The sequence below is a fragment of the Pseudomonas sp. 14P5.3.2 genome, from assembly GCF_057799175.1.
The window spans coordinates 40,104-51,151 of record NZ_JBYOKU010000041.1 but is presented as its reverse complement, the minus strand read 5'-3'; the positions used below and the strand labels follow the sequence as shown (position 1 = coordinate 51,151).

Sequence of the window (11,048 nt, the reverse complement as noted above, 5' to 3'; positions counted from 1 at the left end):
GTGGTTTGATCGCCAATTCAGGTACTAACTGATTGTTTTGCCTCGATCTGGCGTGAAAGCCACGCCCGACTGTAGGCAAGAACACGTCTGGCCATGTCAGTCGGGAAGTGGATAAAGCCATGGGCGGAAGAGGGCAGCAGATGTACTTCAACCGGCGCAGAATGCTGCCAGCGCTCAGCCAGTTCGAGCGTGTCGTCGCGTAGCGGATCCAGTTCACCGGTGAACATCAGTGCCGGCGGCAACCTGCTGAAGTCGCCGTACAGTGGAGAAAGCGGTGCCTGCCGGCGTTGCTCATCGCTCAATCCCGGTGTCAGCAAGCGCAGCGCCTGGGCCATGCCCGGGCCGTCGAGCACCAAAGTTTCAGCAGTAGCTGCGTGCACGCTCGGAGTACCCGCGAGGTCGTAGACACCGTAAAAAAGCAGCGCACCGCGGACCCGCTGCAGCAAACCGGGTGATGATTTAAGCGCCAACAGCGTTGCGGCGGCCAAGTGCGCGCCCGCCGATTCGCCGACAACGATCACCGGCAGGCCGGCGAACTCTGTGCAGTCGTCGCTCAGCAGCCAGCGAGCGGCGCAGAGGCAGTCCTCCATCAGCCCCTCAACCGGCGTATCGACCGCCAACCGATAGTCGACCGAGACCACGGCTACATTGCAGTCCTTGACCATGGCGATGTTGAGGTCGTCGTTCATCTGTGCATTGCCAATCACCCAGCCGCCACCGTGGTAATCGAGCACCACGCCTTGAGCGTTTCCTTGCGGGCGGATGATTCGGACGGGCACCGAAGCACCTTGCGAAAAAACCACTGTGTTCTGCGCTTGAAGGTCATGTTTGACCGGCTTGTCCGCGCTGACAATCTGACTGGCACGCAGCAGCCCTTGGACCAGACGTGGCGTCAGTCGATTGCGGATGCGAAACCGTGGCAGCCAGGCGAGCTTGCGGTTAAAGCGTTGCATCTGCGCCAGATCACTGTCGCTGAACTCAAGCGTGTTATTGGCCAAATTCCTTCCTCGAGTCAGAGGTTGTTGCGCAGGATCGAAAAATTGCGCCTCTCAAACCGTAGCGATAACTGCGTCGCGTCGGTCTGCCAATGTCTCCGGCACTGCCAGCCACAACAGCATAAACGCCAGCCCGGCAATCACCGCCAGGGTCAAAAACGCCGCGTTGTATCCGGCCTCTTGTAACACAATCCCCGCGACACTACTGCTCAATGCCGCGCCCAGGCCAAACACGGTCGAAAGGGCGCCGAGGCTGATGTTGAAGTGTCCGGTGCCCAAGGTCAGGTCTTTCACTACAACCGGGAACAGCGCGCCGAAGATCCCCGCGCCGATGCCGTCGAGCATCTGTACCGCCACCAGCCAGTAAGGATCCGCGGACAAGGTATAGAGCACGCCGCGCAACGGCAGAATCAGGAAGTCTGCGAGCAGCAGCGGCTTGCGTCCCCACACATCGGCCTTGGCCCCGACGAGCAACGCGACCGGCACCATGACCAGTTGCGCGGCGACGATGCAGGCCGAGGTCAGTGGCGTCGCCATCTGCAGATTGACCTGCGCCAGTTTCTGGCTCACCAGTGGCAGCATCGCCGCGTTCGCCAGGTGGAAGAGGGCACAACAGATGGCGAACATCAGCAACGCCTTGTTGGTCAGCAGCACCGCCAATCCCGAAGGCGCCTTGGCGTGTGTAGCGTCGCTGGGGTCAAGGCCTCGGGCGAGATCATGGTTGATCGCGTTGGCATCGACGAAGCTCACGGCGATCACACTGCATAGCGCCATGACCGCCATCAGATAAAACACCGCCACTGGCCCGAACAGGTAGGAAAAACCACCGGCCAGCAGCGCCGCGCAGGCGTTGCCGGCATGGTTGAAGGTCTCGTTGCGTCCGGTGCGCCGAGTGAACGCTCGTGGGCCGGTGATGCCGAGGGTGATCGCCGAAATGGCCGGGGCGAACACCGACGCCGCGGCGGCGCTCAAGGCTTGAGTAATCGCCACCAGACTGAAGGAGGTGACGAAGGGCAACACCAGACAGCTGCCGGTCACCAGTAACGCGGCAACCGCAATCACCGCCCGCTTACTCCGGGTGTTGTCGACAAGGGCCCCGGCGGGTGTCTGGGTGGCAAGCGCGGCGATCCCGGCGAGGGTCATCACCAACCCGATGCTGGCCGGCTCCCAGTGGTGAACCGCCAACAGGTAAATCGCCAGATATGGCCCTAGCCCGTCGCGCACATCGGCGAGGAAAAAATTGAGGCTGTCCAGCGAGAGCTTGTTGCGACGATCGGAGTGATTATCCACGCTGGCACCTTTGGTATCGAGGTCGCGCGAAAGGGCGCGATCTCCGTCAAACAATGCGGATTTGGTTGCACGCGGCGCCTATGTGGCCACTCGACTCCGATTCGAGTAACCACGCCGCGTACTCATTAGTTGATCCGCGGATGCTGCTGCACCAACTCCTTGCGCTTGGCTTCCAGTTCAGCGATCTCGGCGTCGATGTCTTCGATTTTCTGCTCGATGTTGTCGTGGTGTTCCTTGAGCAGTTCCTTGGCTTCTTCAAGGTCCGACGCGGCCGGTGCGGCACCGCGCAGCGGTTTGTTGGCGGTTTCCTTCATGGTCACGCCGGTGATCAGGCCGACCACAGCAATCACCATCAGGTAGTAAGCCGGCATGTACAGATTGTTGGTGCTTTCCACCAGCCAGGCCACGGCGGTCGGCGTCAGGCCGGCAATCAGTACCGAGACGTTGAACGCGGCGGCCAGAGCACTGTAGCGGATGTGCGTGGGGAACATTGCCGGCAGGGTCGAGGCCATGACGCCGATGAAGAAGTTCAGCAACACCGCGAGGATCAGCAAGCCGGAAAAGATCAGGCCGATCTTGCCGCTGTTGATCAGCATGAACGCCGGAATCGCCAGCAGGAACAGACCGATGCTGCCAACCACAATGAAGGGTTTGCGGCCGATCTTGTCGCTGATAAAACCAATCGCCGGCTGCACGAATAGCATGCCGACCATGATCGCGATGATGATCAGCACGCCACGGTTTTCGCTGTAGTGCAGGTTGTGCGACAGATAGCTCGGCATGTAGGTCAGCAGCATGTAATAGGTGACGTTGGTCACCGCCACCACACCGATACAGGTCATCAGGCTGCGCCAGTGTTTGGTCGCAACTTCCTTGAACGAAACTTTCGGGCCGCCCGCCAGGCCTTCGCGATCACCTTCCTCGAGCTTCTCGACATGCTGTTGAAACGCCGGTGTCTCTTCCAGTGCATGACGCAGATAGAGGCCGATCATGCCCAGTGGCAGCGCAAGGAAGAACGGCAGGCGCCAGCCCCATTCAAGGAATTTCTCTTCGCCGATGATCGTCGAAATCAGCACCACCACACCGGCGCCGAGGACGAAACCGGCAATCGAGCCGAAGTCCAGCCAACTGCCGAGGAAGCCGCGTTTACGGTCGGGCGCGTATTCGGCGACGAAGATCGACGCGCCGGTGTATTCGCCGCCGACCGAGAAACCCTGAGCCATTTTCGCCAGTAACAACAAGATCGGCGCCCAGATGCCAATCGATTCATAGGACGGAATCAGGCCGATGGCGAAGGTGCTCAGCGACATGATCACAATGGTCGCGGCGAGGACTTTCTGGCGTCCGTACTTGTCGCCCAGGGCGCCGAAGAACAAACCACCCAATGGACGGATCAGAAACGGCACCGAGAAGGTCGCCAGGGCAGCAATCATTTGCACGCCAGGATCGGCGCCGGGGAAGAAGATCTTGCCCAGCGCGTAGGCGACGAAGCCGTACACGCCGAAGTCAAACCATTCCATGGCGTTGCCCAGTGCGGCAGCGGTGATCGCCTTGCGCATCTTGGCGTCGTCGACAATGGTGATGTCTTTCAATCCGATGGGATTGACGGTGTTTTTCCTTGATTTCATGCGGGTCACTCATAGCTGAACGGATTCGATGCCATTGTTTTGCTGGCATAGGCTCTTTCCGTCAGATACAAGAAGACACGAAAAAATTCACTGCTCAGGGCACTTTTGTCGCTCGCCTGTGCCGATGCCCGGCTCAACGCGGCCGCCCACACGGCGGCGATTACGCAAAAGCACAAGACGTCAGGCTGAAAACCCGGATAATGGCCGCCAATTCGTTTCTGCTCTCTGGTAAACCCGCATGGAAATCAAGGTCAACTTTCTCGACAACCTTCGACTTGAAGCCAAGTTCGACGACTTCACGGTGATCGCTGATCAGCCCATTCGCTACAAGGGTGATGGCTCGGCACCGGGGCCGTTCGACTACTTCCTGGCGTCGTCGGCCTTGTGCGCGGCTTATTTCGTGAAGCTGTACTGCGAAACCCGCAACATCCCGACCGACAATATTCGCCTGTCGCAGAACAACATCGTCGACCCGGAAAACCGCTACAACCAGATCTTCAAGATCCAGGTCGAACTGCCGACAGACATTTCCGAGAAGGATCGTCTGGGCATCCTGCGTTCGATTGATCGCTGCACGGTGAAGAAGGTTGTGCAGACCGGCCCCGAGTTCGTGATCGAAGAAGTCGAGAACCTCGACGCCGATGCGCAAGCCTTGTTGATGCCACATTCGACCTCTGAAGCGGGTACCTACATTGCCGGTAAAGATCTGCCGCTGGAGCAGACCATCACCAACATGTCGGGGATTCTCGCCGATCTGGGGATGAAGATCGAAATCGCCTCGTGGCGCAACATCGTGCCCAACGTCTGGTCTCTGCACATCCGCGATGCGCATTCGCCGATGTGTTTCACCAACGGCAAGGGCGCGACCAAAGAGGGCGCACTGGCCTCGGCATTGGGCGAGTTCATCGAGCGCCTGAATTGCAACTTCTTCTATAACGACCAGTTCTGGGGCGAGGACATCGCCACCGCCGAGTTCGTGCATTACCCGAACGAACGCTGGTTCAAGCCCGGCCCGAAAGATGAACTGCCGGCAGAGATTCTCGACCAATACTGCCTGGACATTTACAACCGCGACGGCGAGCTCAAGGGCTCGCACCTGTTCGACACCAACTCCGGTAACACCCAGCGCGGTATCTGCTCACTGCCGTTCGTGCGCCAGTCGGATGGTGAAGTGGTGTACTTCCCGTCCAACCTGATCGAAAACCTGTTCCTGAGCAACGGCATGAGCGCTGGCAACACCTTGGCTGAAGCACAGGTGCAATGTCTGTCGGAGATCTTCGAGCGCGCGGTCAAACGCGAAATTCTCGAAGGCGAAATGGCTTTGCCCGACGTGCCGCAGGAAGTGCTGGAGAAGTACCCAAGCATTCTCGCCGGGATCAAGGGGCTGGAAGAGCAGGGCTTCCCGGTGCTGGTCAAGGATGCGTCGCTGGGCGGTGAATTCCCGGTGATGTGCGTGACCCTGATGAACCCGCGCACCGGCGGCGTGTTCGCCTCGTTCGGCGCGCATCCAAGCCTGGAAGTGGCGCTGGAACGCAGCCTGACCGAACTGCTGCAGGGCCGCAGTTTCGAAGGCTTGAACGACTTGCCGCAGCCGACTTTCTCGGGCCAGGCAGTGACCGAACCGAACAACTTCGTCGAACACTTCATCGATTCCAGCGGTGTGGTGTCATGGCGCTTCTTCAGCGCCAAGTCTGATTTTGAATTCGTCGAATGGGACTTCTCAGGTCAAGGCGAAAACTCCAACGCCGAAGAAGCCGCAACCCTGTTCGGCATCCTCGAAGACATGGGCAAAGAAGCCTACATGGCGGTCTACGACGACCTCGGCGCCAATGCCTGCCGGATCCTGGTGCCGGACTACTCAGAAATCTATCCGGTGGACGACCTGATCTGGGACAACACCAACAAAGCCCTGCAATTCCGCGCCGACATCCTCAACCTGCACAGTCTGAGCAAGGTCGGCCTGCGTAACCTCGCTCAAGGCCTGGAAAACAGCGAGCTGGATGATTACACCGACATCACCACGCTGATCGGCATCGAGTTCGACGACAACACGCCGTGGGGCAAGTTGACCATTCTGGAACTGCGCCTGCTGATCTACCTCGCCCTGCAGAAATTCGAGCAGGCCAAGGATCTGGTCGAAGCCTTCCTGCAATACAACGACAACACCGTCGAGCGCGGCTTGTTTTATCAGGCGGTAAACGTGTGTCTGGAAATGGAACTGGACGAAGACCTGGAACTGGCCGACTACGAGGCCAACTTCCGCCGCATGTTCGGTGACGAGCGCATGGACGCGGCGATTGGTTCGGTCAACGGCAGTGTGCGTTTCTACGGCCTGACGCCGACCAGCATGAAACTCGAAGGGCTGGATCGTCACCTGCGTCTGATCGACAGCTATAAGAAGCTGCACGCGGCGCGGGCTAATGCGGCGGCGTTGAATCGCTGATAGCAGACGGTCACTTTTGCTGAGTAAACCTGTAGTGAGGGGATTTATCCCCGATGGCGCGCGAAGCGGACCCGGCTTCTTCAACCGAGCAAGAAGCGGCCTGCTGCGCAGTCCATCGGGGATAAATCCCCTCGCCACGGGTGAGTGTTCTGGGGACATGGAGATACAAGGATGGAAGAGAAGGTCGTGAAGTCGAAGCTGGTCAACTTTCTGGTGGCTGACGTCGAGGTGGATTACGAAGGAGTCGGCGATTTCTACGATGTTGCCGGCAGTGGCCATGTCAGCGCGTTGGCCGGTGTGCTGGAGGGGTTCAAAGAGGTGTACGGCGGGCTGTGGGTCGGCGGCAAAATGACCCTGACCAATACCGCTGTGTACCTGAATGCCAACGCCATGAACCGCATGGTTCAGGACGGCACACTGGACATCAGAGTGCCGCTGGGGATGATCCGCAAGGTCACGCTTGAAGGTGGCTTCATCACCAAAATCGTCTGCCTGGATACGGATGCTGGCAGCATTCTGTTCCGTTGTTATGGGGCGAAGGACATCGTTGCACTGATCGAAAAGTCGATCCAGCCACGGGTTTCGACGGCGGTGCTCAAGCGCGGTGTTTAGCCGTTGGTCTATTGCGGCGCCAGATCGCCGTACCAATACGCCGCCGTCACACCCCCATCCATCAAGAAATCGCTACCTGTAATAAACGTGCCTTCCGGCCCCATCAACAACGCACCGACCGCGCCGACTTCATCTGGCGTGCCACCGCGTCCAGCGGCGCTGAGGTTGATCATGCGCTGGTAGCCCGGGCCGCGCGGGCCGCTCAGTTCGTCCCGCGCCAGCGGGGTGAAGATGATGCCCGGGCTGATGGTGTTGACCCGCGCCCCGCGCTTGCCCCAGCGTACGGCCTCGGCCATCACCCGCAAGGAATTGCCGCGTTTGGAGATCTGGTAGGCGTGCAACGGATCACTGATCTGATCGGCCTGCAGCATCGGTAACGCCAACAGTTCTTCCACCGGCGTGATGGCCAGCGCCTTGTTCTGCTCGGCACTCAAAGCCGGCAGGCGATGGCCAGACTGCGAGGCGATCACCACCGCCGAGCCGCCGTTGGCGATTACGTTGCCAAATTCCTCCAGTACCAGCGCCGTGCCATAAAGATCCACCCGAAGAATGGTCGCGACTGGCGCCTGCGATGGGGAAACGCCAGCGGCATGGATCACGCCGCTGATTTCGCCGATGGCGGCGGCGGTCTGCACCAGTGCCTGCACCGATTCGCGAGAGGCGATGTCGACAACCGTCGCGGTGACCTCAAACCCTGCATCGAACAGGACTTTGGCCGCCGCGTCGGCGTTCTCCTGCTTCAGATCGGCCAGCACCACATGCTTGCCGGCACTGACCCGGCGGGCGATGGCCTGGCCAATAGAGCCGGGGCCGATGACGACGATCACTTGCGCAGGATTTTTCATGGTGGGCAGCTCTTTTCAGGTGATGCGTCACCTTATAGGGCGGCTCATTGCTCAACAATACGGGTTTGATTGCTAGGGCTCATGAGCAGAACTCATCAATTGCCCTCAGCGTTTGCACTGCGCCTGCACAACCTGGCAGGTGTTCGGCGTACCTCCGGAGCGGCTCGCATAACGCATGCAGTTATTCAGTGATTTCTTCCGCGCCATGCTCAAGGTATCGCCCCAGGCCAGACCCCCTTCGCCGGAAGTGGGTACGGCTTTGGCGTAGCAGTTCGAACCGTTGGTGGCGTAGCGCTTGCTTGAACATCCCGCGGTCAGCGTCAGGGTGGTGGCGAGCAGGGTGAGCAGCAGCCATGAGGTGCATCGGCGTATGTTTGTTGCAGTCATCACGGTTCCCCGTTGGGTCAGGCGCATTGATTGCCTGTCTGTCAGGCGTTGGGCATTATCCCGCAATCGACATAAGGAAGCGTCCCCAATGCGTGCACCCACCCTCCACCTGATGTGCGGCAAGATCGCCTCGGGCAAATCCACACTGGCCCAATCACTGGCTGAGCAGCACGGCGCGCTCGTGCTCAGTGAAGATCAGTGGCTGTCGCGGCTGTATCCGGAGCAGATCAAATCCGTGGCGGATTACGTTCGATGTGCGCGGCAGATTCGCGGGGTGCTGGGGCCGTTGGTGATCGATGTGCTGACAGCCGGGGTTAATGTGGTGCTGGATTTTCCGGCCAATACCGTGGCGGATCGGCAGTGGCTGCGAGGGCTGGCGGATACTGCAAAAGTGCCGCATTGCCTGCACTATCTCGCGGTGGATGACGATACTTGCCGCGGCCGGCTGCATGCGCGCAATGCGCTGGCGGAGCATGAGTTTGCCGCTTCGGATGCAGAGTTTGATTTGATCTCCAGCTACTTTCAGGTGCCGGAATCGGGCGAGGAGATTGAGATCGTCATGCACCTAAATCGCTAGCAGGCTAGCTCCCACTTTGGATCTCTGGCAGCCGCCAACCCTGAGCTCATCGCAAAAACTGTGGGAGCTGGCTTGCCAGCGATAGGGCCGTGTCAGTCGCCATTACTCCTGGCTGACCCACCGCCATCGCTGGCAAGCCAGCTCCCACAGGGTTACCCGTTGCTCCCGAAATTTATGCAACAACCTGATGCCATACGGACAAAAAACGCAGCCCACGGCCCATTCGCGCAGGCATTTGCGTGCGCAGTCGTTCTGTCATATTCAGTATCAGTTGATTGCAGATAGTAGCCAGCCCAACGCTAATTCCAATGAGGCTGCACTGTGTTCCAACGTCTTGTGTGTTCGCTGTCCGTTCTGAGCCTGTCCATCGCTGCTGCCCACGCTGCCGAGCCCGTCGCGCTCGACACGCCGCGCCTGAAAAGCATCGACAACTTCCGTGACGTCGCCGGCCTCACCACCGCGTATACCACGGCCCATGACGGCACGATGCGCGGCGGTGTGTTCTACCGTTCCAACGCGATCACACCGTCAGCAGCGGATCTGGCGACGCTCAACAGCCTGGGCATCAAAGCCGTCTACGACCTGCGCACGCCGAGCGAAATCGCTGGCACGCCGGACACCCTGCTGACCGGCGCGACCTACCAGAACATCGACATCATCGGCAGCACCACCTCGGGTGCGAACATCACCACCGTGTCGTTCAAAAGCGCGGCCGACGCCATTGCCATGATGGAACAGACCAACCGTGCCTTCGTCAGCGACGCCGGGATGCGCGGTCAGTTCGGCAAGCTGTTCAACGAACTGGCCACCACCGACGGTGCGCAGCTGTTCCACTGCACCGCCGGCAAGGACCGCACCGGCTGGACCGCCGCTGTGTTGCAGAGCATCGCCGGGGTCGATAACGCGACCATCATGGCCAACTATCTGGCGACCAATGACTACACCGCCGCCCGCGTCGCCGCGACTCTTAAAGCAATGCCGCCAAGCATGGCCTCGGTCTACGCGCCGTTGCTCGGCGTGCAGGCTAGCTATCTGCAGGCCGGGCTCGATGAAGTCACCGCCGAATACGGCAGCATGGACAACTACCTCAAACAAGGCCTCGGTCTGTCGCAGGCAACTATCTACGTGCTGCGCGGCAAACTGGTTGAGTACAACAGTCTGCCGGGTCAGGCCGGGTTGACCGGCAACGCCGCTGCCGGTGCCGAATTGTTGCGCGAGTTGCAGAATTCCAGCCTGTCCGGCACCTACAGCGCCTACAACTACTACCTGCAATCGGCGATCGACGCCGGCACCCTCGGCGGTGTTGAATCCCAGGTCGGCGATCAGGTTCACGCTGACGCCGCCAGCTACCTGCTGCGGCAGAATGCGCTGATCGAGCAAGCCGCCGCGCCTTACGCCAGCGGCACCGATCTGAAAGTCGGCCAATACCGGTTGTGGACCACCGCGCTCGCCGGATACCTCGGCACCGACGGCTCGTCCCACGCCGAGAGCAGCAACGAACACAGCCAAGGCCTGATGGTCGGCATCACCCAGCGCTTCTCCGAACAACTCAGCGCGCGTGGCGGTTTCGGCTACAGCAAAGGCACCGTCGGCGGCGCGGGTGGCGAGGCCGATACCGACTTCACCTTCTTCAACCTCGGCGCGCGCTACGGCTTCACCAGCCTGGAACGGGGCTTGTTCGTCGACGCCAACGCCAGCGCCGGCTACGTCGATTACGACAGCAAACGCGAACTGGGCGGCGGCCTCGGCACGGCCAAGGGCGACACCCACGGCAACCTCACCGGCGCGACGCTGGCGCTGGGTTACCGCGCACCGGTCAACGGCATGGTCCTCGAACCTAGCCTCGGCCTGCGCGTCAGCCACCTCGACCTCAAAGGCTTCAAAGAGAAGGGCAGCGAACTGTCCCTCGACATCGACGACAACACCGCCACCCGCCGTAGCGCCGTCGCCAACCTCAACGTGGCGTTCGCCCCGGTCGCGATGGGCGCGTGGCAGCTGGTGCCAGGCGTGCAAGTCGGCTACGAACGCACGCTGGGCAACAACGACGTCAACAGCCAGAGCCATCTGCTGGGCCTCGACATCGAACAGCGCGCCGCCTTCGACAACCGCGACCAGTTCAGCGGCGGCGTCAACCTGATGGCCAGCCTCGGCGCCGTCAGCGTCGGCGCCGAAGTCGGTGCCAGCGGCGGTGGTGACAGCCACGGTTTCAGTGGCAGCCTGAAGGCCAGTTACGCGTTCTAAAGAAGGGGAGGACTAACAAGTCAGGGATGA

9 protein-coding genes are annotated in these 11,048 nt (G+C 60.4%); 4 read left to right on the top strand and 5 right to left on the bottom strand.

What is annotated here, in order from left to right:
* Positions 1–17: 17 nt before the first annotated feature.
* From AC27VU_RS25040 to proP, 3 genes are all read right to left on the bottom strand, one after another.
* Positions 18–953, bottom strand: coding sequence for an alpha/beta hydrolase fold domain-containing protein (locus AC27VU_RS25040; RefSeq protein ID WP_488725143.1), 936 nt, complete (start codon positions 951–953; stop codon positions 18–20).
* A gap of 96 nt (positions 954–1,049) precedes the next feature.
* Positions 1,050–2,285 (bottom strand): MFS transporter, encoded by a 1,236-nt coding sequence (locus AC27VU_RS25035; protein WP_488725142.1) that lies wholly within the window; start codon positions 2,283–2,285, stop codon positions 1,050–1,052.
* 125 nt (positions 2,286–2,410) lie between these two features.
* Positions 2,411–3,913: a glycine betaine/L-proline transporter ProP gene (proP, locus tag AC27VU_RS25030; protein ID WP_003224336.1), complete on the bottom strand. Its 1,503-nt coding sequence runs from the start codon at positions 3,911–3,913 to the stop codon at positions 2,411–2,413.
* Positions 3,914–4,151: 238 nt separating this feature from the next.
* Here proP and AC27VU_RS25025 point away from each other — a divergent pair, with 238 nt between their 5' ends.
* Positions 4,152–6,356 (top strand): OsmC domain/YcaO domain-containing protein, encoded by a 2,205-nt coding sequence (locus AC27VU_RS25025; protein ID WP_488725141.1) that lies wholly within the window; start codon positions 4,152–4,154, stop codon positions 6,354–6,356.
* Between the two features lie 171 nt (positions 6,357–6,527).
* Positions 6,528–6,968: a hypothetical protein gene (locus tag AC27VU_RS25020; RefSeq protein WP_338801643.1), complete on the top strand. Its 441-nt coding sequence runs from the start codon at positions 6,528–6,530 to the stop codon at positions 6,966–6,968.
* Between the two features lie 8 nt (positions 6,969–6,976).
* On the opposite strand, the gene AC27VU_RS25015 is transcribed toward AC27VU_RS25020, so the two are convergent.
* The gene (locus AC27VU_RS25015; protein ID WP_488725140.1) at positions 6,977–7,813 is read right to left on the bottom strand and encodes an SDR family oxidoreductase; all 837 of its coding nucleotides are present in this window, start codon (positions 7,811–7,813) and stop codon (positions 6,977–6,979) included.
* Positions 7,814–7,918: 105 nt separating this feature from the next.
* Entirely contained in the window at positions 7,919–8,200 is a 282-nt protein-coding gene (locus tag AC27VU_RS25010) for a hypothetical protein (protein ID WP_488725139.1), read from the bottom strand.
* A gap of 88 nt (positions 8,201–8,288) precedes the next feature.
* On the opposite strand from AC27VU_RS25010, the gene AC27VU_RS25005 reads away from it, so the two are divergent.
* Complete coding sequence (locus tag AC27VU_RS25005) at positions 8,289–8,777, top strand: P-loop nucleotide/nucleoside kinase family protein (protein ID WP_488725138.1); 489 nt, start codon at positions 8,289–8,291, stop codon at positions 8,775–8,777.
* Between the two features lie 321 nt (positions 8,778–9,098).
* Positions 9,099–11,018 carry a tyrosine-protein phosphatase gene (locus AC27VU_RS25000; RefSeq protein WP_488725137.1) on the top strand — a complete coding sequence of 640 codons (1,920 nt, stop codon included), beginning with the start codon at positions 9,099–9,101 and terminating at the stop codon, positions 11,016–11,018.
* Positions 11,019–11,048: the final 30 nt, after the last annotated feature.